Here is a 24,444-nt window from a genome sequence, read left to right as displayed (position 1 = left end):
CATATATGCCAAGATGTTTGTAACCCATATAAAAACTCCTTGCTTTGTTTTTTCTAAAATAAACTTAGCATCATGAAATTTTTATATGAGATTTTTTGCAATTTTATTTACTTGCACTTACAAGTATAATTCAGCAAAGAAAAACTTTAAGATTTTAATTAAAGTTTTTCTTTTTATTTAAAAAAATCTCGTATAAAATATATATTAGACTTGGTACATAACTATAACATTTTGCACCTACCAAACTATAAAATTCACTTTCATCTTTATATTTATCTAATATTTGTGCTTCATCTAGAAAATAATATTATCAAAATAGTAGATAAAATTGAGGGTTATGTACCAAGTCTATTGAGAAAAGAAGTAGGTGTGAATAATGAAATTTAAATATAAGCGATGTTTATTAAAAATTAGTGGTGAAGCTTTAGGGGGTGTTAGCATTTATGATCCACAACGAATGAAAAATATTGTTAAACAAATTATTACTTTATTACAAGAAGGAATTGAAATTGCTGTTGTTGTTGGTGGTGGTAACATTTGAAGAGGAGTTAATGCTAAAATCGCTGGTTTAGATAAGGTTAATGCTGATTATATGGGGATGTTAGCTACGGTAATGAATGCTTTAGCTTTAGAAGCTGAATTTAAAAATCAAAACTTTGATAAAGTAATTATTCAGTCATCAATTGAAATGAATAAAATTTGTGAACCTTATTATTTTAAAAAATGTCTGTCACGATTAGCTAAGGGTTATGTTGTTATTTTAGCAGCAGGAACGGGATATCCTTATTTTACAACTGATACCGCAGCAGCATTACGAGCAGCGGAAATTAAAGCTGATGTCTTATTAATGGCTAAAAATGGTGTTGATGGTGTTTATAGTGCTGATCCAAAAATTGATAATACTGCTACTCATTATAAGTTTTTAACTTATGAGGATATAACACAAAAACAATTACGAGTAATGGATTTAACAGCGATTACAATGAGTATGGAAGCTAATTTAAAGATTATTGTGTTTGATATTAATGAACCAGATAATATTGTTAAAGCCTTACAAGAAAATACTAAAATTACTATTATTAGTAGTAACAATAGTTAAAGTTTTTAAGAAATAGGATTAAATTAAAGTAATAAAGATAAGGAGAATAATTAATGTTAATTGAGGAATTACAATTAGAGATTGAACAGACAAAAGAAGAAATGAAAAAGGTTTTAGAAAATTTACGATATGAATTAAGTAAGATTCGTACAGGAAGAGCTAATCCTTTAATTCTTGCTTCTGTTTTGGTAGATTATTATGGTAGTTTAACTCCAGTTAATCAAGTTGCTGCAATTACGGTTGTTGAAGGACGACAACTTGTTATTAAACCTTATGATCGAAGTATTATTAAGCAAGTTATTGCTGCTATTACTAAAGCTAATTTGCAAGTTTCATTGCAAGACCAAGGTGATTATATTAGAATGAATGTCCCTCAATTAACTGAAGAAAAACGCAAAGAATTTGTTCGGCAAGTAAAAAAGATTACTGAAGAAATGCGAGTTCGGATTCGTAATTTAAGACGAGATATTAATGAAATTATTAAAAAATCTAAATTGCCTTTAGATGATGTTAAATCTTATCAAGAAGATATTCAAAAATTAACTGATGAGTATATTGCTAAGGCTGATGTTATTGCTTTAGAAAAAGAAAAAGAATTAATGACGATTTAATGGAAATAAAACTCTCCTTTATCTAGGAGAGTTTTATTTTTTAAAGTTATTTACGAGCATATTTTTTACAGTAATATAAATTTCAATAGACTTGGTACATAACCCTCAATTTTATCTACTATTTTGATAATATTATTTTCTAGATGAAGCACAAATATTAGATAAATATAAAGATGAAAGTGAATTTTATAGTTTGGTAGGTGCAAAATGTTATAGTTATGTACCAAGTCTAATATAATGCAGGACAAAATAGGAAAATCAGAATTAGAGCGGAGACAGCAATCTCTCGATAACTACATCACATTGTTTCGCCAAAATCTTCAATTCTAATAAGCGACATTGTTGCTACTAAAGTTAAGAGAATTAAGGCAAGCAATGAAATGCTAAAAAGCACAATTGCTATTTTTGCTTTTATTTGACTGAAATAAGAAAAAATTTGTAGACTGATAAAGATAATACTAAAAGTAACAAAGGTTATAAAATAATGAAATGGAAAAAAAGTAACATTATTTGGGATAAGACATTTTTCAAGAATAATTTTAATTTCATCATAGGCATTGGCACGATTACTTCCAGTTAAGGGCGTACAACAAAGAGGTAGGGAAATAACAAAAAGACGATAATTATCGTCTTTTTGTTCTTTTGTAAAAAAAATATGCACTTCGTATAAATATTGGAGATTGGTTTATATTATGTGTGTAAGGTAACCATTTTAGACCAGTAAGAATACTCCTTCCTCTTAACAATAATTTTTAAAAGGAGGTAGGTATTTTAATTAATAAAATTAAATCAACTTTATTTCCCTACCTCTTTGTTATACGCCCTCCAGTTAAACTATTAGGATAAAGAAACATCATTGTTGTTCAAAAAATAATGTTAAAGATTAGTCGCACTGTTGTGACCGTAAAAACTATGTTGCGATTTGTCATATGTTTTTCTCAATCAGTTCTGTTCAGCGGTCTTTTCAGTGAATAGCACAATCTCTGGATAAGGCCCTCCTCAGCAATCTGTTCAAGTGTGGTATCTAATTCTATCAATATCACTAACATAGTGAAATTTAATTTCATCACCATTACCTAGTTTATCTTGTAAAAATAGTCCAATTCAATCATAACTAAATCGTTTTCATCAATATTGAATAGTAATACCATTATTTAATTTATTGCTGACTTGATAAATATCATTTGTTGTAAGAAAATTTTGTGAAAATATATAGCCTTTTATATAGTCAAAATAATATTTTGGTTTGAAATAATTATTTATTTTTTATAAAAGACCTACTGCTTTTAATGCTTTTCATATATTAAGAATTATGACTGGAATTGCATATTGGGTATTATCGGTTTTTTTAGTTATAAATATATCTTCAATTTTTGTTTTGTTTCATTCTGCTAATATTAATGCTGTTTCACAGTCATTGAAATTAGCAATATAACGATATTGTAACGCTAATCAGCCACCCTTTACTTCTTTAGATGAACCAGTAGATTTTCCATTGACAATCATTTTTTCACTAGTAAAAGAATTTTTTAGATATACTGGTGAGCTGTCAGCAAAGCGATACTCACGATAATAATCATTTTCATCAATTATTCCAAAAGTACAGTATTTATCAAGTTTAATATTATTTTTCTTTTGAGTTTGTGATAATTTAATGTTTACTTTTTTTAATAAATTTTCAATTGCTATTTCGCGAATTATTAATTAGACTTGGTAAATAACTATAACTAGCTTAATTCAAAATTATATATTCCTGAAATTAAGTTAAATCGTAATCCAAATCTTCTAATCTTATTGCGATAACGATAAACTAGTATTTTAAATCTTTTTAATCTAGCAAAAACATGTTCAATGGCAATTCTAACTTTACTTAAAAAGCTATTATATTCCTTTTTATCTGGATTTAAAGGATTATTTTTACTCTTTTTAATTGGCAATAATGTATTTTTATGAACATTTTGCAAACCTTGATATCCTGAATCAGCAATTAATTCTAATTTTGGATTTATAAGTGTATTTGATTTTAAAAATAACTTATAATCATGAATACTACCATAACAAAAATCTACTGAAATAATTTTATTGTTAAATAAATCAATAATTATTTGCGATTTTAATGAATGTTGCCTTTTCTTACCAAAAAATAATAATTTTAGTTTTTTTTAATTCTTTCAATTGGAATTTCTGTAGCATCAATTGCTAATAAATTATTATTAGTACCCTTATTTTCCAATAATATCTTTTTGCCAGGTATATGAAAGTGACTATTTTTTATTAGAGTATTTTCAACTCAAAAGATATTACGAATACAACTAACATGACTAATATTATATTTTTTTTGCAATAATACGATATGTACCAAGTCTATTGTATGTGCTTTATTTTAATGTTATATTTTTACTTTTTTGACTTGTTAGTTGTGGAATTATTAATCCGTTGTTGATAATGCATAAGACACTAAAATATCTAGTTAGTACTTTTGTATTCATTATTTTTACCTCTTTCTTAAAAGAACTTATTTTATTAGACTTCTTGCATTACTTATTAAAATAATTACAAATTATTTGTAAATAAAAAATACTATATAGTAATTTCTAACTTTTATTAGGTTAATACTTATGGATTTTATTAAATGTGTAAATTTTGACACAACAAAAAATTATTTTATTATTTGCTGAATTATACTTGTAAGTGCAAGTAAATAAAATTGCAAAAAATCTCATATAAAAATTTCATGATGCTAAGTTTATTTTAGAAAAAACAAAGCAAGGAGTTTTTATATGGGTTACAAACATCTTGGCATATATGAAAGAATTTATATTGAGAATCAATTGAAGTTTAAAGTAAAAATTAGTGAAATAGCTAAAAATCTTAATCGAAGTATTAGTACTATTATTCGAGAAGTCAATAGAAATAAAGATAGTAATCATTATTTTTCATTAATTGCACAAAATAAAGCAGAAAACAGAAAACAATCACATGTTTATTTTCATAAGTTTAAAAATAGAGAATTAGTAAAATATGTACAACAAAAATTACTATTAGGTTGATCGCCTGAACAAATTTATGGCAGAATTAAAAATTTTCATAAAGAATGAATTATTAGTTTTAAAACAATTTACAATTGAATTTATTCTGGATTACTTGAAAAAGTTACTAATAAAAATTTAAGAAGAAAAGGTAAGAAACGAAAATCTCAAGAAAATCGCGGTAAATTTAATGGTAAATCAATTAAAAAACGAAATATTAATGTTAATAATCGTATAACTGTTGGTCATTGAGAAGGTGATACTGTAGTATCATCACGAGGTAAAAGTAAATCATGTTTAATAACTTTAGTTGAAAGAACATCAAGATTTACTTTAGCAATGTTAGTTGAAAATAGAACTACTAAAGTTGTTAACGAAAACATTAGCCATTATTTATCAATTCTTCCAAATAATCTTGTTAAGACTATAACATTTGATAGGGGTAAAGAATTTTCTAATTGACAACAACTTGAAAAAAATTTAAATGTGAAAATTTATTTTGCTAATGCGTATTCGCCTTGACAAAGAGGTACTAATGAAAATACTAATGGTTTAATTAGAGAAAAATTTCCTAAAAAATTTAATTTTTCAAATACTACTAAAAATGCAGTTCATAAATTTATATTGTCTTTAAACCAAAGACCAAGAAAAATACTAAATTATCTTTCACCAATCGAATATTTGGTTAGAAAAATAATTTAGTTGCACTTAACTTTACAATTTGGCAGAATAGCAAAAATATTTTCAATAATAATTCTCATTTTTGAAATTAATTTATTATTATGTTTTTGTTCTTTATTTAAAGGGTTTTTCTTTGTTTTTTTCTTAGGTATTAGAACATTACTATGAATTTTTTGTATTCCTTGATAACCATTATCAACTATTAATTTAGTATTTTTTAAAATTGGGATTTTTGATTCTTTAAATAAACAAAAATCATGCTTTTTACCGAGAGAAAAATTTGTTGCAATAATTATTTTGCTTTCTTTTTCAATAATTACTTGTGTTTTAATAGTGTGTTTTTTCTTTTTTCCTGAATAAGATTGTTTTTGTCTTTTTTTGGGCGTTGAATGGGTGTTTCTGTAGCATCAATAATAATTGTTTTATCATTAAAATAATCATTTATTAATGCTTTTTTACCAGCAAGTTGTTGAAAATCAGGATGTTTGATTAAAATATCTTCAATTTACTTGATATTTCGATAACAACTAGCTTCACTAATATCAAAACTTTTACCAAGATGAAAATAAGTACGATATTCTCGTCAATATGATAAAGTCATCAATAATCTATTTTCTAATGATAATTTATTATTTTTACCACCTCTTTTAAACTTTTTTAACTCAGCTTCTTTTAAAATATTTAACATTTTATTAAAAGTACTTTGCTTTATTCCAGTTAATCGTAATAATTCTTTATCATTAATAAAATTAAATTTATCAAATTTCATAATCTTAAATTCCTTATAATTTCTATTTTAAATATATTTTATAGGAATTTTGTTTAATAAATAAGTAATGCAAGAAGTCTATTATTTAAAAAGCAAAAATATTTTTTAATTTGGTCAAAACCCCTCCGTATTAAATTTTATTATAGCATTGATTGTCTGAATATATTTTCACAATTAGATGCGATTTTATTCTTTCAATTTAATTATCAGTTATAATTAGTTAATATTGATAGAAGGAGTGCTTAAATGAAAAAGCGAATTATTACTAGTGTCTTTTTAATTTCATTTGCAATTTTATATTTATTTGTTGGGGGGATATATCAAGAGTGAAAAGGTTTTAATGTTTGATATATGCCATATGCATTTTTAGTAGTTAATAGTATTTTATTAGGGATTACAATTTTTGAGGTGATGAATTTAAGGAAAGGAGAAAATTTTAATTGAATTATTAAAATTATTATTTTTGTTTTTGCAATTATATTATTATGGTTTCCAATAGCAGAGAATATTAAGTATGAACCGTATTGAAATAAGTATGATGGTCCAAGTCGTATTGAATGATGACAATCATGAATGGTATTGTTAATTTATATGATATTTTTATTAGTTATTTTACTAATGGTGAAAATTTTTAAGAAGTTCAGTGCTAATGATGCATTATTTATATTTTGTATGACACTTTATTTAGTATTTGCTTTTAAAACAATGAATTATATTATGCTCCAACCAGGGTTTGGTTGACCAGCAGTTAGTGTGGTTTTATTAATTACTATTAGTAATGATACATTTGCTTATATTGGAGGAACATTAGTTGGCAAAAATGCTCTCGCTCCAAAAATTAGCCCTAGTAAAACATTAGAAGGGGCGATTATTGGTATTTTAGTAACCTTGGTGCTTGTTTTAGGATATATTGCTTTATTGACAGAGTTTACGAAGTATCAACCATTTGCTAACTTTTTTACAACGAAAACAGATGATTATAAATATGTAATTTATTTCTTGTTAATTTTATTTTTATCATTAATAAGTCATATGGGTGATTTACTTTTTTCATTTATTAAACGGAATCATAATATAAAACATTTTTCTAATGTTTTACCAGGTCACGGAGGATTTTTGGATCGGATTGATAGTTTGTCGTTGGTATTAATATTTACTGGATTTTTTATGTTAATCCAGAGTTTTTCAGCAATTTAAGTAAGGAGCAAAAGTATGGAAAAGAATTTACAACAATTGTGAAAAATAATGAAGTTTTCTTTGAAAAATGACATTTTACAACAAGCAAAATTATTAAAAATAGAATTTAAGAAAAAGAATGATACGCTGTATTTTACATTACAAATCAGCAAAATTTTACCAATTGAAATTATTAGAGAACTTGAACAATGTTTACTAAAACTTAGTTTTCGTAGTAAAATAACTTTTTTATGTGTTGATGCTAATTATGTAATGGAACAAATTGTTGATTATTGAGAATATATTAAGCAAACTAAGACAAAACAAAAAGAGTATATTAATAGTAATATTTCTTGTGATAATTTAGTGTTGGAAAATAATGATTTATTTATTAAAGTTCACAATGAATCGCAAGGGGCATTGACTAATCGGCATTTGAAATATTATCAGGAGCGAATGTGTCGGTATGGTTTTCAAAATTTGTCATTAAAAATAAAAATTGAACAATGTGATGGTTCTATTGAGCCAGCAATGATACAAATTGAAGAAGAAGAACGAATGAAAGTCCAACAAAGAGAACAACAACAAGTAAAGGTTTTGCCTGCAAAAAAACGGGGGTTTAAAGGCAATTTATCTAGTAGTGATAATTTATTGTCGCAAGTATCCTGTAAAATTTCAGAATTGGAAGAAGATGTTCGGGGGGTTATTATTCAAGGACAAATTTTTCGTAAAGATTGTAAATTAACAAGAACTAAACGATGAATTTATTCAATATTAATTAGTGATTTTAGTGATGCGATTGCTTTACGACATTTTACAAGTGATGATATGAAAGACAAGCTTTTGGAAGAACTACAAGAAAAGGATTGAGTTGTTGTTAAAGGCGATGTGCGGTTTGATAATTTTTCTCGTGAACAAGTTTTGTGAGTAAATAAAATTCAAAAGATTGCTGATCCGCACTTACGAACTGATGATATGGCAGAAAAGCGGATTGAATTTCATTTGCATACAAAAATGAGTGCGATGGATGGTGTTACAAGTATTGGTGAATATATTAAACAAGCAAATCTTTGAAAACATTCAGCAATTGCAATTACTGATCATTTAAATGTTCAATCATTTCCTGATGCACAAATGGCCCAAAAGAAATATCCTACTGTTAAGGTTATTTATGGTGTGGAAATGCAAATGATTGATAGTAGTGTTAAAGCGATTACTAATGCTACTAGTGATGCGATTAATGCTTGTAAGTTTGTTATTTTTGATATTGAAACAACAGGATTGTCTAGTCGTTATGATGAAATTATTGAATTTGGAGCGGTAGTTATTGAGGGTCGGGGGTTAAGTGATAAAAGATATGATTTTTTAATTAAACCAAAAAGTAATGTTAGTGCTTTTAGTGAGTCATTAACTGGGATTAGTAACGAAATGTTACAAGATAAACCACCAATTGAAATTGTGGCTGCTGAGATTAAAGAAGTTTTACAAGATGCTGTTCTTGTGGCTCATAATGCATTATTTGATATTGGTTTTATTCAAGAACTGTGAAATCAAATGGGTTATGAAAAACTTACTAATCCGATTATTGATACTTTGCAATTATCACGGTTATTACAACAACAGTTACGCTCTCATCGTTTAGGAACGGTTGCTAGAAAATATAATATTAAGTATAATGAAGAAATTGCTCATCGTGCTGATTATGATGCTGGAATATTAGCTGATGTGTTTGCCGTGATATTAACGGATTTAGAAGATAATTATCAAGTAAAAACATTATTAGATATTGAAAAGATTAATTATGAACCAATTTTTACGAAATTATTTGGTAATCATACGACAGTAATTGCTAAAAATGAGCAAGGATTGAAAGATTTATTTTCGTTAGTTTCGTTATCGCATACTAAGTACTTTTATAGTAGTCCTAAAATTACGATTGCGGCATTGCAAGAGATGCGTGCTAATGTTTTTATTGGTTCTGGTTGTGTTAATGGTCAGGTTTTTGAGTTTGCTCGTAATCGGAGTCAACAAGAATTGGAAGCAATAATGCAATTTTATGATTATATTGAAGTGCAACCGTTAGGTGTTTATAATCATTTAGTTGAAAGTGGTGAGATAACAGTTGAGCATTTAATGCGGATTGTAAAAAATATTGTTCATACTGCAAAGAAACTTAATAAAGTGGTTATTGCTTCCTCCGATGTTCATTATTTAAATCCACAAGATAAGATTTTTCGTGATGTATATATTAATACTAAGGGTTTAGGAGGAAGAATGCATCCTTTATTTGACCGTAAAGGTCGTGTTAAAAATAATCCTGAGCAACATTTAAGAACAACTGCTGAGATGTTAAATGAGTTTAGTTTTTTAGAAGATGAAGTTTTAATTAAGGAATTGGTTGTTACTAATCCTAATTATTTAAATGAGCAAATTTCGTGGTTGCGACCGATTAAAGATAATTTGTATACCCCAGTAATTGATAATGGTGATGTTGATAGCAATTTGAAAAAATTATGTTATGATAACGCGAAAAAAATTTATGGTGAAGTATTGCCAATAATGGTAGAAGAAAGGTTATCTCGGGAATTAGATGCTATTTTAAAGCATGGTTTTGGGGTTGTTTATTGAATTGCTCATTTGTTAGTTACAAGGTCATTAAATGATGGTTATTTGGTTGGTTCTCGTGGTTCTGTGGGGTCGTCTTTAGTTGCAACAATGGCGAAGATTACCGAAGTAAATCCATTAGTGCCACATTATGTGTGTTTGCAATGTCAATATAGTGAATTTGTTAGTGATGAAAATATTCGTAGTGGTTATGACCTGCCACCAAAAAATTGTCCGCAATGTCGTCATCTTTTAACTGGCGATGGTCATGATATTCCGTTTGAAACTTTTTTAGGTTTTGACGGTGATAAAGTACCGGATATTGATTTGAATTTTTCTGGTGAGTATCAAATGATTGCTCATAATTTTACTAAAGAGATGTTTGGTGTGGATAATGTGTTTCGTGCGGGAACGATTTCTACCGTGGCACAAAAAACAGCATTTGGATATGCTCGTGGTTATTTGGAAGATGTGAAAGGTAATCATTTTGTTAAAAAAGCATATTTAGAATGATTAGCACAAGGTTGTGAGGGTGTTAAACGAACAACCGGACAACATCCGGGGGGAATTATTGTTGTTCCTAAGAACTATAATGTTAATGATTTTACGCCAGTAAATTTCCCGGCCGATGATATTACTTCGCAGTGAAAAACAACGCATTTTGATTTTCATGCTATTCATGATAACTTGTTAAAGTTAGATATTTTGGGACATGTTGATCCGACAGCTTTAAAAATGTTACATGACCTTACTGGATATGATCCGCAAAATATTTTGTGTAATGATGCCGAAGTGCTTTCATTATTTAGTTCCCCAGAAATTATGAAGATTACTAGTAGTGATATTAATAATGAAAAAACTGGAGCGGTGGGTTTACCTGAGTTTGGCACTCAATTTGTTCGTAAAATGTTAGAAGAAACAAATCCGACTAGTTTTGCTGATTTAGTGCAAATTTCTGGATTATCGCATGGTACTGATGTGTGAGTAAATAATGCCCAAACATTAATTACCCATCAAGATTTAAAATTAAAAGATGTTATTGGTTGTCGTGATGATATTATGACTTATTTAATTCATCGTGAAATTCCATCAGATATTGCTTTTAACATTATGGAAACCGTTCGTAAAGGAAAAGGGGTTACTGATGAGCAACAAAAAATTATGATTAGTCATAATGTTCCCCAATGATATATTGCATCGTGTCAAAAAATTAAGTATATGTTTCCTAAGGCACACGCGACAGCTTATGTTTTAATGGCTTTGCGGATTGCTTGATATAAAATTAATTATCCGCACGAATATTATGCAACTTATTTTTCAACGCGATGTGATGTTTTTGATATTAAAACGATTGCTAAGGGAAGGAATGCTGTTTTAACAAAATTAACGGATATCTTATCGCGAATGGATAATGGTTATAATGTTGTTAATAAATTAACTCAAAAGGAGAAGGATTTAGTACCAGTGTTGGAAGTAGCGTTAGAAATGTATGCTCGCAAAATTGAATTTATTAGTATTAATTTAGAATATTCTTTAGCAACAAATTTTGTTGTTCAAGAGTTTGATGGTGTTAAAAAGATTGTTCCTCCATTATCAGCATTAGATGGTTTGGGTAGTACTGTTGCTAATTCAATTGTTGAAGCTAGAACTGAAAGAGCGATTGCTTCTTTGGAAGATTTGCAAAAAAGAACTAGTATTACTAAAACTCATTTAAAGGAATTTGAGGAGATGGGTATTCTATCAGGTTTAGATAAATTTGATCAAATATCTTTGAACTTTTTTGAATAAAATGTGAATTAAGTTTTGTCAAAAGCAGTAAGGATAATTTCAGAAAGCAAATAAAAAGGTCATCAACTTGATGGATTAACAAGAGATGGAGATGGTATAATCATTTCTTTTATTGCTTCTGGGTTTATTGTATAACCATTATTGAATTAATATGAACCATTCTTGGTTTTATTATCGGTAATAAGTTAGGTTATTTAAAGGGAGAAGATAGTAGTAGAAGTTTTCTTTTTTTGTTCGTATTCTTACAGGAATATTTATTAGACTTCTTGCATTACTTATTTATTAAACAAAATTCCTATAAAATATATTTAAAATAGAAATTATAAGGAATTTAAGATTATGAAATTTGATAAATTTAATTTTATTAATGATAAAGAATTATTACGATTAACTGGAATAAAGCAAAGTACTTTTAATAAAATGTTAAATATTTTAAAAGAAGCTGAGTTAAAAAAGTTTAAAAGAGGTGGTAAAAATAATAAATTATCATTAGAAAATAGATTATTGATGACTTTATCATATTGACGAGAATATCGTACTTATTTTCATCTTGGTAAAAGTTTTGATATTAGTGAAGCTAGTTGTTATCGAAATATCAAGTGAATTGAAGATATTTTAATCAAACATCCTGATTTTCAACAACTTGCTGGTAAAAAAGCATTAATAAATGATTATTTTAATGATAAAACAATTATTAGACTTCTTGCATTACTTATTTATTAAACAAAATTCCTATAAAATATATTTAAAATAGAAATTATAAGGAATTTAAGATTATGAAATTTGATAAATTTAATTTTATTAATGATAAAGAATTATTACGATTAACTGGAATAAAGCAAAGTACTTTTAATAAAATGTTAAATATTTTAAAAGAAGCTGAGTTAAAAAAGTTTAAAAGAGGTGGTAAAAATAATAAATTATCATTAGAAAATAGATTATTGATGACTTTATCATATTGACGAGAATATCGTACTTATTTTCATCTTGGTAAAAGTTTTGATATTAGTGAAGCTAGTTGTTATCGAAATATCAAGTGAATTGAAGATATTTTAATCAAACATCCTGATTTTCAACAACTTGCTGGTAAAAAAGCATTAATAAATGATTATTTTAATGATAAAACAATTATTATTGATGCTACAGAAACACCCATTCAACGCCCAAAAAAAGACAAAAACAATCTTATTCAGGAAAAAAGAAAAAACACACTATTAAAACACAAGTAATTATTGAAAAAGAAAGCAAAATAATTATTGCAACAAATTTTTCTCTCGGTAAAAAGCATGATTTTTGTTTATTTAAAGAATCAAAAATCCCAATTTTAAAAAATACTAAATTAATAGTTGATAATGGTTATCAAGGAATACAAAAAATTCATAGTAATGTTCTAATACCTAAGAAAAAAACAAAGAAAAACCCTTTAAATAAAGAACAAAAACATAATAATAAATTAATTTCAAAAATGAGAATTATTATTGAAAATATTTTTGCTATTCTTAAAAAATTTAAAATTATTACTGAAAAATATCGTAATCGTAGAAAACGATTTAGTTTAAGATTTAATTTAATTGCTTCAATTTATAATTTGCAATTATAGATAACATAAAATATTTATTTAAAATTAAATTTAAATAATAAAATAATTTTTTGTTGTGTCAAAATTTACACATTTAATAAAATCCATAAGTATTAACCTAATAAAAGTTAGAAATTACTATATAGTATTTTTTATTTACAAATAATTTGTAATTATTTTAATAAGTAATGCAAGAAGTCTATTGATTGTTGAAAAAATGGAATAGATTAAAATTTAGTAAAACCCATTAAGGGTTTTACTTTTTTATTATTTACTGTAATATTATTAATAAAGAGGAGGATAATTAAAATTATGTCGAAAGAAGAATTGTTTAGTAAGTTATGAAAAGCTTGTAATGATTTAAGAGGAAAAATAGTTCCATCAGAATATAAATATATTATTTTAACAATAATGTTTTTAAAATATGCTTCTGATACTTATAATTTAAAATGACAAGAAATTATCAAAAATAAAGATAAAAATTTTATTGATAACTTAGAATTTTTAGGTAACCAACTGTTAGTAGTACCTCATGGTTATATGTGAACAGATATTGTTAAACATAAAAATACTGGAGATATTCATACTTTCATTAGACTTGGTACATAACTATAACATTTTGCACCTACCAAACTATAAAATTCACTTTCATGGTCGCGTTTAGTTTTCTTAGGTGGGTAAATATTTGAATAATTTTGAAAGAAAAGTAATTACAATTTAATTATCATTTTATTTGAAAAATAAGTAATAAAACAAAATATTTAATATTAACAAACATAATCTCAATAAAAGGTTATAAAAACTAAGTAAAATGCTTATAAAAACAACATTAAAATAATTTTTTATAACAAAAATCATACATAAGAAATATATACTTAATTTGCATATTGAAATAATTTATAGTAAATGATTATTTTTTCTTTTTTTAAAAAATACCTAAAAAAACTAAACGCGACCTTTAATAGGTTTTTAACCTTTATTAAATACAATTTAAGTTAAGTAACAACCAAGCATTTTGGCACTTTTGTAAAATATGTTATAAATTAAAAAATAATAATGTATATTTAAATTTAAGGGGTAAACTACTTACCCCCCCATTAAGTATCAAGAAAAAATGTCTATAAAAATAGTTCTAAAAAGTGTTGCCATTCCATGCAATTTAATATTAAAAATATAATCAAATAAAATTTATTGTAAAATTATATTAAACAAAATTCAAAAGGTTATTTTATGCAAACCGATTCAAAAAAGAAAGTGATTGGAAAATTTTATATGAATAAAAGAAATAAAACTCTTGTAGAATTATGTCTTATTAATATTTTTATTTCATTATTAATATTTTTTTTAGGTATTATATTTATTTGACTTTTAATAAAAGACATAGATGATAAATTTTTAAAAACAATAGAAATTATTGTTAGAATAATTTTTATTTTTTTAGGACTACTTCAATTATTATCAATATATTTTAGTATTAAATTATTAAGAAATGTATTAAAAGGAAAAATTAAATATAAAAATCATGTATGAATATTATCTATAATTACGATTATATCATATGTAGTTTTATCATCATTTTTTTACAAACAATATTCGATATTATTTTTATTTGCAATTTTATACTTACCATTTTCTATTGCTAGTGAAGGATTTTTGCGATCTTTTAACAAAAAATATAAAATACCTATTTTAGCTAATTTTGATTATGATAAAACAGAAAAAAAATATATAATTAGTTTTAATGATCATAAGTTAAATCAAGTTAATATAATTTTAAGTGAAAAAAATGATGATATTTTTAACAAAATAAATTATTTTTTAAATTTAAATTTAGAAAACAATGTTACAAATTTTTCACAAAGTAAAAATATAAATAAAATTAGTTTTACGTATACTAAAAAATTGGAATCTAAAAATCCAAAATGCGTAGACTACTATGTCGAAAAATTAAAATTATTACAATAACATATAAGACTTGGTACATAACTATAACATTTTGCACCTACCAAACTATAAAATTCACTTTCATCTTTATATTTATCTAATATTTTTGCTTCATCTAGAAAATAATATTATCAAAATAGTAGATAAAATTGAGGGTTATGTACCAAGTCTATAATAATAAGCATCTTGGAAAATTCATGATTGTTAAAAAGAATGCAAGAACTGTTAAAAATCCTAAAACTGGTCAAATTTCACAAATGAGTGAACACTACTCACCAAAATGTCAAAATCAATAAATTCAAACAAACTATTAAATCAGCAGTTATTCTAAATTTTCAAATTTTTTACCCTTGATAAATTCAGTTTTAAAGGTTTTGTAAGTTGTTTCAGCCACAGCATTATCATAAGGACATCCTTTAGCGCTTAATGATCTTTTAATTTTAAAAGTGCTTAAAATTTCATCAATAATTTTATTTTTAAACTCATTACCACGATCGGTATGAAATAAAATAATTTGCTTTAATGGTCTTGTAATTGAATAGATTTCTTGCATAACCTATTAAAATAATAAAAATTTTAAATTTAACCACTTTAAAATAAACATTTTTCTAAAATCTAAAATAATTTTGATAACAATTAACTAGGTTATGCAAGAAATCTATTGTTTGATTTTCAAAATGTATTTTTTAAGGTGTATTTTTGATTATTAATGGTTTATTTGTTAATGACAGTTGTTAAGTTAATTATTAAGCGTTTTTATTTTAATAAAGTAGTTAGAAAACATCAAAAAGAAGTTATTAATATTTCTGAATGTCCATTATATTATGAATATAAATTTTCTCATGCTTTTAAAGTAATAAAAGAGAGTTTTAAGTCGTGATGAGATGCATAAGATTATTTCTTGATTTATTATAATGTTTATTAGTTTGGTACCGTTAGGGGCGTTCTTTGATACAAAACAACCACCAAAACCTAATATGGAACAATCCTCCTTTATGAAACGACAAAAACGAACCACAAACCCCAGTCAATGTGGTAATAGTTGCGAGTTAGAGTTTTCAGAAATTCTAAATACTGTTTTATTTCGTGATAATTATTCTTTAAATATTGAAAGTGTTAAAAATAAATTGCCTGCCGATGTACTTGCAAGTACATCTGGATATGCTTTATTTGAAATTAGCTCTGTTGACGGCAGTTCCTGACAAAAAATTATTAATTTTTACAAAGATAATGGTGTTAAAAGTAGTGATAATAATCGATATAACATTGATAAAATCATTAATGCTAAAATTACTCTTACTAAATTTGAATCTCGTCATTATTACATAACTTCATTAGACTTCTTGCATTACTTATTTATTAAACAAAATTCCTATAAAATATATTTAAAATAGAAATTATAAGGAATTTAAGATTATGAAATTTGATAAATTTAATTTTATTAATGATAAAGAATTATTACGATTAACTGGAATAAAGCAAAGTACTTTTAATAAAATGTTAAATATTTTAAAAGAAGCTGAGTTAAAAAAGTTTAAAAGAGGTGGTAAAAATAATAAATTATCATTAGAAAATAGATTATTGATGACTTTATCATATTGACGAGAATATCGTACTTATTTTCATCTTGGTAAAAGTTTTGATATTAGTGAAGCTAGTTGTTATCGAAATATCAAGTGAATTGAAGATATTTTAATCAAACATCCTGATTTTCAACAACTTGCTGGTAAAAAAGCATTAATAAATGATTATTTTAATGATAAAACAATTATTATTGATGCTACAGAAACACCCATTCAACGCCCAAAAAAAGACAAAAACAATCTTATTCAGGAAAAAAGAAAAAACACACTATTAAAACACAAGTAATTATTGAAAAAGAAAGCAAAATAATTATTGCAACAAATTTTTCTCTCGGTAAAAAGCATGATTTTTGTTTATTTAAAGAATCAAAAATCCCAATTTTAAAAAATACTAAATTAATAGTTGATAATGGTTATCAAGGAATACAAAAAATTCATAGTAATGTTCTAATACCTAAGAAAAAAACAAAGAAAAACCCTTTAAATAAAGAACAAAAACATAATAATAAATTAATTTCAAAAATGAGAATTATTATTGAAAATATTTTTGCTATTCTTAAAAAATTTAAAATTATTACTGAAAAATATCGTAATCGTAGAAAACGATTTAGTTTAAGATTTAATTTAATTGCTTCAATTTATAATTTGCAATTATAGATAACATAAAATATTTATTTAAAATTAAATTGCCAAATTGTAAAGTTAAGTGCAACTAAATTATTTTTCTAACCAAATATTCGATTGGTGAAAGATAATTTAGTATTTTTCTTGGTCTTTGGTTTAAAGACAATATAAATTTATGAACTGCATTTTTAGTAGTATTTGAAAAATTAAATTTTTTAGGAAATTTTTCTCTAATTAAACCATTAGTATTTTCATTAGTACCTCTTTGTCAAGGCGAATACGCATTAGCAAAATAAATTTTCACATTTAAATTTTTTTCAAGTTGTTGTCAATTAGAAAATTCTTTACCCCTATCAAATGTTATAGTCTTAACAAGATTATTTGGAAGAATTGATAAATAATGGCTAATGTTTTCGTTAACAACTTTAGTAGTTCTATTTTCAACTAACATTGCTAAAGTAAATCTTGATGTTCTTTCAACTAAAGTTATTAAACATGATTTACTTTTACCTCGTGATGATACTACAGTATCACCTTCTCAATGACCAACAGTTATACGATTATTAACATTAATATTTCGTTCTTTAATTGATTTACCATTAAATTTACCGCGATTTTCTTGAGATTTTCGTTTCTTACCTTTTCTTCTTAAATTTTTATTAGTAACTTTTTCAAGTAATCCAGAATAAATTCAATTGTAAATTGTTTTAAAACTAATAATTCATTCTTTATGAAAATTTTTAATTCTGCCATAAATTTGTTCAGGCGATCAACCTAATAGTAATTTTTGTTGTACATATTTTACTAATTCTCTATTTTTAAACTTATGAAAATAAACATGTGATTGTTTTCTGTTTTCTGCTTTATTTTGTGCAATTAATGAAAAATAATGATTACTATCTTTATTTCTATTGACTTCTCGAATAATAGTACTAATACTTCGATTAAGATTTTTAGCTATTTCACTAATTTTTACTTTAAACTTCAATTGATTCTCAATATAAATTCTTTCATATATGCCAAGATGTTTGTAACCCATATAAAAACTCCTTGCTTTGTTTTTTCTAAAATAAACTTAGCATCATGAAATTTTTATATGAGATTTTTTGCAATTTTATTTACTTGCACTTACAAGTATAATTCAGCTAAATTTAAATAATAAAATAATTTTTTGTTGTGTCAAAATTTACACATTTAATAAAATCCATAAGTATTAACCTAATAAAAGTTAGAAATTACTATATAGTATTTTTTATTTACAAATAATTTGTAATTATTTTAATAAGTAATGCAAGAAGTCTATTATTGATGCTACAGAAACACCCATTCAACGCCCAAAAAAAGACAAAAACAATCTTATTCAGGAAAAAAGAAAAAACACACTATTAAAACACAAGTAATTATTGAAAAAGAAAGCAAAATAATTATTGCAACAAATTTTTCTCTCGGTAAAAAGCATGATTTTTGTTTATTTAAAGAATCAAAAATCCCAATTTTAAAAAATACTAAATTAATAGTTGATAATGGTTATCAAGGAATACAAAAAATTCATAGTAATGTTCTAATACCTAAGAAAAAAACAAAGAAAAACCCTTTAAATAAAGAACAAAAACATAATAATAAATTAATTTCAAAAATGAGAATTATTATTGAAAATATTTTTGCTATTCTTAAAAAATTTAAAATTATTACTGAAAAATATCGTAATCGTAGAAAACGATTTAGTTTAAGATTTAATTTAATTGCTTCAATTTATAATTTGCAATTATAGATAACATAAAATATTTATTTAAAATTAAATTTAAATAATAAAATAATTTTTTGTTGTGTCAAAATTTACACATTTAATAAAATCCATAAGTATTAACCTAATAAAAGTTAGAAATTACTATATAGTATTTTTTATTTACAAATAATTTGTAATTATTTTAATAAGTAATGCAAGAAGTCTATTGATTGTTGAAAAAATGGAATAGATTAAAATTTAGTAAAACCCATTAAGGGTTTTACTTTTTTATTATTTACTGTAATATTATTAATAAAGAGGAGGATAATTAAAATTATGTCGAAAGAAGAATTGTTTAGTAAGTTATGAAAAGCTTGTAATGATTTAAGAGGAAAAATAGTTCCATCAGAATATAAATATATTATTTTAACAATAATGTTTTTAAAATATGCTTCTGATACTTATAATTTAAAATGACAAGAAATTATCAAAAATAAAGATAAAAATTTTATTGATAACTTAGAATTTTTAGGTAACCAACTGTTAGTAGTACCTCATGGTTATATGTGAACAGATATTGTTAAACATAAAAATACTGGAGATATTCATACTTTCATTAGACTTGGTACATAACTATAACATTTTGCACCTACCAAACTATAAAATTCACTTTCATGGTCGCGTTTAGTTTTCTTAGGTGGGTAAATATTTGAATAATTTTGAAAGAAAAGTAATTACAATTTAATTATCATTTTATTTGAAAAATAAGTAATAAAACAAAATATTTAATATTAACAAACATAATCTCAATAAAAGGTTATAAAAACTAAGTAAAATGCTTATAAAAACAACATTAAAATAATTTTTTATAACAAAAATCATACATAAGAAATATATACTTAATTTGCATATTGAAATAATTTATAGTAAATGATTATTTTTTCTTTTTTTAAAAAATACCTAAAAAAACTAAACGCGACCTTTAATAGGTTTTTAACCTTTATTAAATACAATTTAAGTTAAGTAACAACCAAGCATTTTGGCACTTTTGTAAAATATGTTATAAATTAAAAAATAATAATGTATATTTAAATTTAAGGGGTAAACTACTTACCCCCCCCCCATTAAGTATCAAGAAAAAATGTCTATAAAAATAGTTCTAAAAAGTGTTGCCATTCCATGCAATTTAATATTAAAAATATAATCAAATAAAATTTATTGTAAAATTATATTAAACAAAATTCAAAAGGTTATTTTATGCAAACCGATTCAAAAAAGAAAGTGATTGGAAAATTTTATATGAATAAAAGAAATAAAACTCTTGTAGAATTATGTCTTATTAATATTTTTATTTCATTATTAATATTTTTTTTAGGTATTATATTTATTTGACTTTTAATAAAAGACATAGATGATAAATTTTTAAAAACAATAGAAATTATTGTTAGAATAATTTTTATTTTTTTAGGACTACTTCAATTATTATCAATATATTTTAGTATTAAATTATTAAGAAATGTATTAAAAGGAAAAATTAAATATAAAAATCATGTATGAATATTATCTATAATTACGATTATATCATATGTAGTTTTATCATCATTTTTTTACAAACAATATTCGATATTATTTTTATTTGCAATTTTATACTTACCATTTTCTATTGCTAGTGAAGGATTTTTGCGATCTTTTAACAAAAAATATAAAATACCTATTTTAGCTAATTTTGATTATGATAAAACAGAAAAAAAATATATAATTAGTTTTAATGATCATAAGTTAAATCAAGTTAATATAATTTTAAGTGAAAAAAATGATGATATTTTTAACAAAATAAATTATTTTTTAAATTTAAATTTAGAAAACAATGTTACAAATTTTTCACAAAGTAAAAATATAAATAAAATTAGTTTTACGTATACTAAAAAATTGGAATCTAAAAATCCAAAATGCGTAGACTACTATGTCGAAAAATTAAAATTATTACAATAACATATAAGACTTGGTACATAACTATAACATTTTGCACCTACCAAACTATAAAATTCACTTTCATCTTTATATTTATCTAATATTTTTGCTTCATCTAGAAAATAATATTATCAAAATAGTAGATAAAATTGAGGGTTATGTACCAAGTCTATAATAATAAGCATCTTGGAAAATTCATGATTGTTAAAAAGAATGCAAGAACTGTTAAAAATCCTAAAACTGGTCAAATTTCACAAATGAGTGAACACTACTCACCAAAATGTCAAAATCAATAAATTCAAACAAACTATTAAATCAGCAGTTATTCTAAATTTTCAAATTTTTTACCCTTGATAAATTCAGTTTTAAAGGTTTTGTAAGTTGTTTCAGCCACAGCATTATCATAAGGACATCCTTTAGCACTTAATGATCTTTTAATTTTAAAAGTGCTTAAAATTTCATCAATAATTTTATTTTTAAACTCATTACCACGATCGGTATGAAATAAAATAATTTGCTTTAATGGTCTTGTAATTGAATAGATTTCTTGCATAACCTATTAAAATAATAAAAATTTTAAATTTAACCACTTTAAAATAAACATTTTTCTAAAATCTAAAATAATTTTGATAACAATTAACTAGGTTATGCAAGAAATCTATTGTTTGATTTTCAAAATGTATTTTTTAAGGTGTATTTTTGATTATTAATGGTTTATTTGTTAATGACAGTTGTTAAGTTAATTATTAAGCGTTTTTATTTTAATAAAGTAGTTAGAAAACATCAAAAAGAAGTTATTAATATTTCTGAATGTCCATTATATTATGAATATAAATTTTCTCATGCTTTTAAAGTAATAAAAGAGAGTTTTAAGTCGTGATGAGATGCATAAGATTATTTCTTGATTTATTATAATGTTTATTAGTTTGGTACCGTTAGGGGCGTTCTTTGATACAAAACAACCACCAAAACCTAATATGGAACAATCCTCCTTTATGAAACGACAAAAACGAACCACAAACCCCAGTCAATGTGGTAATAGTTGCGAGTTAGAGTTTTCAGAAATTCTAAATACTGTTTTATTTCGTGATAATTATTCTTTAAATATTGAAAGTGTTAAAAATAAATTGCCTGCCGATGTACTTGCAAGTACATCTGGATATGCTTTATTTGAAATTAGCTCTGTTGACGGCAGTTCCTGACAAAAAATTATTAATTTTTACAAAGATAATGGTGTTAAAAGTAGTGATAATAATCGATATAACATTGATAAAATCATTAATGCTAAAATTACTCTTACTAAATTTGAATCTCGTCATTATTACATAACTTCATTAGACTTCTTGCATTACTTATTTATTAAACAAAATTCCTATAAAATATATTTAAAATAGAAATTATAAGGAATTTAAGATTATGAAATTTGATAAATTTAATTTTATTAATGATAAAGAATTATTACGATTAACTGGAATAAAGCAAAGTACTTTTAATAAAATGTTAAATATTTTAAAAGAAGCTGAGTTAAAAAAGTTTAAAAGAGGTGGTAAAAATAATAAATTATCATTAGAAAATAGATTATTGATGACTTTATCATATTGACGAGAATATCGTACTTATTTTCATCTTGGTAAAAGTTTTGATATTAGTGAAGCTAGTTGTTATCGAAATATCAAGTGAATTGAAGATATTTTAATCAAACATCCTGATTTTCAACAACTTGCTGGTAAAAAAGCATTAATAAATGATTATTTTAATGATAAAACAATTATTATTGATGCTACAGAAACACCCATTCAACGCCCAAAAAAAGACAAAAACAATCTTATTCAGGAAAAAAGAAAAAACACACTATTAAAACACAAGTAATTATTGAAAAAGAAAGCAAAATAATTATTGCAACAAATTTTTCTCTCGGTAAAAAGCATGATTTTTGTTTATTTAAAGAATCAAAAATCCCAATTTTAAAAAATACTAAATTAATAGTTGATAATGGTTATCAAGGAATACAAAAAATTCATAGTAATGTTCTAATACCTAAGAAAAAAACAAAGAAAAACCCTTTAAATAAAGAACAAAAACATAATAATAAATTAATTTCAAAAATGAGAATTATTATTGAAAATATTTTTATTATTTAAGCTGAATTATACTTGTAAGTGCAAGTAAATAAAATTGCAAAAAATCTCATATAAAAATTTCATGATGCTAAGTTTATTTTAGAAAAAACAAAGCAAGGAGTTTTTATATGGGTTACAAACATCTTGGCATATATGAAAGAATTTATATTGAGAATCAATTGAAGTTTAAAGTAAAAATTAGTGAAATAGCTAAAAATCTTAATCGAAGTATTAGTACTATTATTCGAGAAGTCAATAGAAATAAAGATAGTAATCATTATTTTTCATTAATTGCACAAAATAAAGCAGAAAACAGAAAACAATCACATGTTTATTTTCATAAGTTTAAAAATAGAGAATTAGTAAAATATGTACAACAAAAATTACTATTAGGTTGATCGCCTGAACAAATTTATGGCAGAATTAAAAATTTTCATAAAGAATGAATTATTAATTTTAAAACAATTTACAATTGAATTTATTCTGGATTACTTGAAAAAGTTACTAATAAAAATTTAAGAAGAAAAGGTAAGAAACGAAAATCTCAAGAAAATCGCGGTAAATTTAATGGTAAATCAATTAAAGAACGAAATATTAATGTTAATAATCGTATAACTGTTGGTCATTGAGAAGGTGATACTGTAGTATCATCACGAGGTAAAAGTAAATCATGTTTAATAACTTTAGTTGAAAGAACATCAAGATTTACTTTAGCAATGTTAGTTGAAAATAGAACTACTAAAGTTGTTAACGAAAACATTAGCCATTATTTATCAATTCTTCCAAATAATCTTGTTAAGACTATAACATTTGATAGGGGTAAAGAATTTTCTAATTGACAACAACTTGAAAAAAATTTAAATGTGAAAATTTATTTTGCTAATGCGTATTCGCCTTGACAAAGAGGTACTAATGAAAATACTAATGGTTTAATTAGAGAAAAATTTCCTAAAAAATTTAATTTTTCAAATACTACTAAAAATGCAGTTCATAAATTTATATTGTCTTTAAACCAAAGACCAAGAAAAATACTAAATTATCTTTCACCAATCGAATATTTGGTTAGAAAAATAATTTAGTTGCACTTAACTTTACAATTTGGCTATTCAAAAAAATCCTGAAATTAGTAGCTGAAATTAT

27 protein-coding genes and 3 pseudogenes are annotated in these 24,444 nt (G+C 24.3%); 22 read left to right on the top strand and 8 right to left on the bottom strand.

Going from position 1 to position 24,444, the window contains the following annotated elements:
* Nucleotides 1-376: 376 nt before the first annotated feature.
* Both pyrH and frr read left to right on the top strand, forming a co-directional pair.
* Complete coding sequence (gene pyrH / locus AAHJ00_RS00660) at nucleotides 377-1,099, top strand: UMP kinase (RefSeq protein WP_342224142.1); 723 nt, start codon at nucleotides 377-379, stop codon at nucleotides 1,097-1,099.
* Nucleotides 1,100-1,152: 53 nt separating this feature from the next.
* On the top strand, nucleotides 1,153-1,710 hold the full coding sequence (gene frr / locus AAHJ00_RS00655; RefSeq protein ID WP_342224141.1) for a ribosome recycling factor: 558 nt from the start codon (nucleotides 1,153-1,155) through the stop codon (nucleotides 1,708-1,710).
* A 1,266-nt stretch (nucleotides 1,711-2,976) separates the two neighbouring features.
* Here the strand turns inward: frr and AAHJ00_RS00650 are convergent.
* The 3 genes from AAHJ00_RS00650 to AAHJ00_RS00640 all read right to left on the bottom strand — a co-directional run bounded on the left by AAHJ00_RS00650 (nucleotide 2,977) and on the right by AAHJ00_RS00640 (nucleotide 4,054).
* A complete protein-coding gene (locus tag AAHJ00_RS00650; protein WP_342224140.1) occupies nucleotides 2,977-3,216 on the bottom strand; it encodes a hypothetical protein in 240 nt (79 codons plus the stop codon).
* A gap of 221 nt (nucleotides 3,217-3,437) precedes the next feature.
* Complete coding sequence (locus AAHJ00_RS00645; RefSeq protein ID WP_342224590.1) at nucleotides 3,438-3,803, bottom strand: transposase family protein; 366 nt, start codon at nucleotides 3,801-3,803, stop codon at nucleotides 3,438-3,440.
* A gap of 59 nt (nucleotides 3,804-3,862) precedes the next feature.
* Nucleotides 3,863-4,054 (bottom strand): hypothetical protein, encoded by a 192-nt coding sequence (locus tag AAHJ00_RS00640; RefSeq protein ID WP_342224139.1) that lies wholly within the window; start codon nucleotides 4,052-4,054, stop codon nucleotides 3,863-3,865.
* Between the two features lie 436 nt (nucleotides 4,055-4,490).
* Here AAHJ00_RS00640 and AAHJ00_RS00635 point away from each other — a divergent pair, with 436 nt between their 5' ends.
* On the top strand, nucleotides 4,491-5,441 hold the full coding sequence (locus tag AAHJ00_RS00635; protein ID WP_342223989.1) for an IS30 family transposase: 951 nt from the start codon (nucleotides 4,491-4,493) through the stop codon (nucleotides 5,439-5,441).
* Here the strand turns inward: AAHJ00_RS00635 and AAHJ00_RS07870 are convergent.
* A complete protein-coding gene (locus tag AAHJ00_RS07870; protein WP_425288872.1) occupies nucleotides 5,438-5,752 on the bottom strand; it encodes a transposase family protein in 315 nt (104 codons plus the stop codon). The two genes, AAHJ00_RS00635 and AAHJ00_RS07870, sit on opposite strands and share 4 nt — an antisense overlap.
* A 173-nt stretch (nucleotides 5,753-5,925) precedes the next feature.
* Nucleotides 5,926-6,189, bottom strand: a complete 264-nt coding sequence (locus tag AAHJ00_RS00630; RefSeq protein ID WP_342224138.1) for a transposase family protein — start codon at nucleotides 6,187-6,189, stop codon at nucleotides 5,926-5,928.
* Between the two features lie 246 nt (nucleotides 6,190-6,435).
* Between AAHJ00_RS00630 and AAHJ00_RS00625 the strand changes: the two genes are divergently transcribed.
* The 7 genes from AAHJ00_RS00625 to AAHJ00_RS00595 all read left to right on the top strand — a co-directional run bounded on the left by AAHJ00_RS00625 (nucleotide 6,436) and on the right by AAHJ00_RS00595 (nucleotide 15,576).
* A complete protein-coding gene (locus AAHJ00_RS00625; protein ID WP_342224137.1) occupies nucleotides 6,436-7,386 on the top strand; it encodes a phosphatidate cytidylyltransferase in 951 nt (316 codons plus the stop codon).
* Nucleotides 7,387-7,401: 15 nt separating this feature from the next.
* Nucleotides 7,402-11,757, top strand: a complete 4,356-nt coding sequence (locus AAHJ00_RS00620; protein ID WP_342224136.1) for a PolC-type DNA polymerase III — start codon at nucleotides 7,402-7,404, stop codon at nucleotides 11,755-11,757.
* A gap of 339 nt (nucleotides 11,758-12,096) precedes the next feature.
* Nucleotides 12,097-12,480, top strand: a complete 384-nt coding sequence (locus AAHJ00_RS00615; protein ID WP_342224135.1) for a transposase family protein — start codon at nucleotides 12,097-12,099, stop codon at nucleotides 12,478-12,480.
* Between the two features lie 53 nt (nucleotides 12,481-12,533).
* Nucleotides 12,534-13,357, top strand: a protein-coding gene (locus tag AAHJ00_RS00610) for an IS5 family transposase (protein ID WP_342223477.1) whose coding sequence is annotated in 2 segments (ribosomal slippage) — nucleotides 12,534-12,930 and nucleotides 12,930-13,357 — 825 coding nt in all. Because the reading frame shifts where the segments join, the coding sequence is not laid out codon by codon here.
* 291 nt (nucleotides 13,358-13,648) lie between these two features.
* Nucleotides 13,649-13,945, top strand: coding sequence for a type I restriction-modification system subunit M N-terminal domain-containing protein (locus AAHJ00_RS00605; RefSeq protein ID WP_342224134.1), 297 nt, complete (start codon nucleotides 13,649-13,651; stop codon nucleotides 13,943-13,945).
* Between the two features lie 621 nt (nucleotides 13,946-14,566).
* Nucleotides 14,567-15,301 (top strand): hypothetical protein, encoded by a 735-nt coding sequence (locus tag AAHJ00_RS00600; RefSeq protein ID WP_342224133.1) that lies wholly within the window; start codon nucleotides 14,567-14,569, stop codon nucleotides 15,299-15,301.
* A 137-nt stretch (nucleotides 15,302-15,438) separates the two neighbouring features.
* Nucleotides 15,439-15,576, top strand: a complete 138-nt coding sequence (locus tag AAHJ00_RS00595) for an HU family DNA-binding protein (protein ID WP_342224132.1) — start codon at nucleotides 15,439-15,441, stop codon at nucleotides 15,574-15,576.
* A 29-nt stretch (nucleotides 15,577-15,605) separates the two neighbouring features.
* Here the strand turns inward: AAHJ00_RS00595 and AAHJ00_RS00590 are convergent.
* Nucleotides 15,606-15,803, bottom strand: a pseudogene (locus AAHJ00_RS00590) (IS3 family transposase); the annotation flags it as partial.
* Nucleotides 15,804-16,004: 201 nt separating this feature from the next.
* Between AAHJ00_RS00590 and AAHJ00_RS00585 the strand changes: the two are divergent.
* The 3 genes from AAHJ00_RS00585 to AAHJ00_RS00575 all read left to right on the top strand — a co-directional run bounded on the left by AAHJ00_RS00585 (nucleotide 16,005) and on the right by AAHJ00_RS00575 (nucleotide 17,520).
* Complete coding sequence (locus AAHJ00_RS00585; protein WP_342223993.1) at nucleotides 16,005-16,172, top strand: hypothetical protein; 168 nt, start codon at nucleotides 16,005-16,007, stop codon at nucleotides 16,170-16,172.
* A complete protein-coding gene (locus tag AAHJ00_RS00580; protein ID WP_342224131.1) occupies nucleotides 16,165-16,674 on the top strand; it encodes a hypothetical protein in 510 nt (169 codons plus the stop codon). Before AAHJ00_RS00585 ends, AAHJ00_RS00580 begins: the two co-directional genes overlap by 8 nt.
* Nucleotides 16,675-16,696: 22 nt before the next feature.
* A protein-coding gene (locus AAHJ00_RS00575) for an IS5 family transposase (protein ID WP_342223477.1) occupies nucleotides 16,697-17,520 on the top strand; the annotation gives its coding sequence in 2 pieces (ribosomal slippage) (nucleotides 16,697-17,093 and nucleotides 17,093-17,520; 825 coding nt in all).
* Between the two features lie 55 nt (nucleotides 17,521-17,575).
* Here the strand turns inward: AAHJ00_RS00575 and AAHJ00_RS00570 are convergent.
* Nucleotides 17,576-18,526: an IS30 family transposase gene (locus AAHJ00_RS00570; RefSeq protein WP_342223478.1), complete on the bottom strand. Its 951-nt coding sequence runs from the start codon at nucleotides 18,524-18,526 to the stop codon at nucleotides 17,576-17,578.
* Nucleotides 18,527-18,788: 262 nt separating this feature from the next.
* Between AAHJ00_RS00570 and AAHJ00_RS00565 the strand changes: the two are divergent.
* The 4 genes and pseudogenes from AAHJ00_RS00565 to AAHJ00_RS00550 form a co-directional block, all read left to right on the top strand.
* Nucleotides 18,789-19,258 (top strand): annotated as a pseudogene (locus tag AAHJ00_RS00565) (transposase family protein); the annotation flags it as partial.
* A 291-nt stretch (nucleotides 19,259-19,549) separates the two neighbouring features.
* Entirely contained in the window at nucleotides 19,550-19,846 is a 297-nt protein-coding gene (locus AAHJ00_RS00560; RefSeq protein ID WP_342224134.1) for a type I restriction-modification system subunit M N-terminal domain-containing protein, read from the top strand.
* 624 nt (nucleotides 19,847-20,470) lie between these two features.
* Nucleotides 20,471-21,205, top strand: a complete 735-nt coding sequence (locus AAHJ00_RS00555) for a hypothetical protein (protein ID WP_342224133.1) — start codon at nucleotides 20,471-20,473, stop codon at nucleotides 21,203-21,205.
* Between the two features lie 137 nt (nucleotides 21,206-21,342).
* A complete protein-coding gene (locus AAHJ00_RS00550) occupies nucleotides 21,343-21,480 on the top strand; it encodes an HU family DNA-binding protein (RefSeq protein WP_342224132.1) in 138 nt (45 codons plus the stop codon).
* A 29-nt stretch (nucleotides 21,481-21,509) separates the two neighbouring features.
* On the opposite strand, the pseudogene AAHJ00_RS00545 reads toward AAHJ00_RS00550, so the two are convergent.
* Nucleotides 21,510-21,707 (bottom strand): annotated as a pseudogene (locus tag AAHJ00_RS00545) (IS3 family transposase); the annotation flags it as partial.
* A 201-nt stretch (nucleotides 21,708-21,908) separates the two neighbouring features.
* Here AAHJ00_RS00545 and AAHJ00_RS00540 point away from each other — a divergent pair.
* The 5 genes from AAHJ00_RS00540 (at nucleotide 21,909) to AAHJ00_RS00525 (ending at nucleotide 24,383) form a co-directional block, all read left to right on the top strand.
* The gene (locus tag AAHJ00_RS00540; RefSeq protein WP_342223993.1) at nucleotides 21,909-22,076 is read left to right on the top strand and encodes a hypothetical protein; all 168 of its coding nucleotides are present in this window, start codon (nucleotides 21,909-21,911) and stop codon (nucleotides 22,074-22,076) included.
* Nucleotides 22,069-22,578 carry a hypothetical protein gene (locus tag AAHJ00_RS00535; protein WP_342224131.1) on the top strand — a complete coding sequence of 170 codons (510 nt, stop codon included), beginning with the start codon at nucleotides 22,069-22,071 and terminating at the stop codon, nucleotides 22,576-22,578. Before AAHJ00_RS00540 ends, AAHJ00_RS00535 begins: the two co-directional genes overlap by 8 nt.
* A 22-nt stretch (nucleotides 22,579-22,600) precedes the next feature.
* A complete protein-coding gene (locus AAHJ00_RS00530) occupies nucleotides 22,601-23,053 on the top strand; it encodes a transposase family protein (RefSeq protein WP_342223479.1) in 453 nt (150 codons plus the stop codon).
* On the top strand, nucleotides 23,038-23,325 hold the full coding sequence (locus tag AAHJ00_RS07865; RefSeq protein WP_425288871.1) for a transposase family protein: 288 nt from the start codon (nucleotides 23,038-23,040) through the stop codon (nucleotides 23,323-23,325). Before AAHJ00_RS00530 ends, AAHJ00_RS07865 begins: the two co-directional genes overlap by 16 nt.
* A 107-nt stretch (nucleotides 23,326-23,432) precedes the next feature.
* Nucleotides 23,433-24,383 carry an IS30 family transposase gene (locus tag AAHJ00_RS00525; protein ID WP_342224130.1) on the top strand — a complete coding sequence of 317 codons (951 nt, stop codon included), beginning with the start codon at nucleotides 23,433-23,435 and terminating at the stop codon, nucleotides 24,381-24,383.
* The last annotated feature ends 61 nt before the right edge of the window (nucleotides 24,384-24,444 follow it).

Source organism: Spiroplasma endosymbiont of Asaphidion curtum (genome assembly GCF_964031085.1).
GTDB lineage: Bacteria > Bacillota_I > Bacilli_A > Mycoplasmatales > Nriv7 > Nriv7.
The sequence above is the reverse complement of the archived record's forward strand: the minus strand, read 5'-3'. Positions and strand labels throughout refer to the sequence as shown.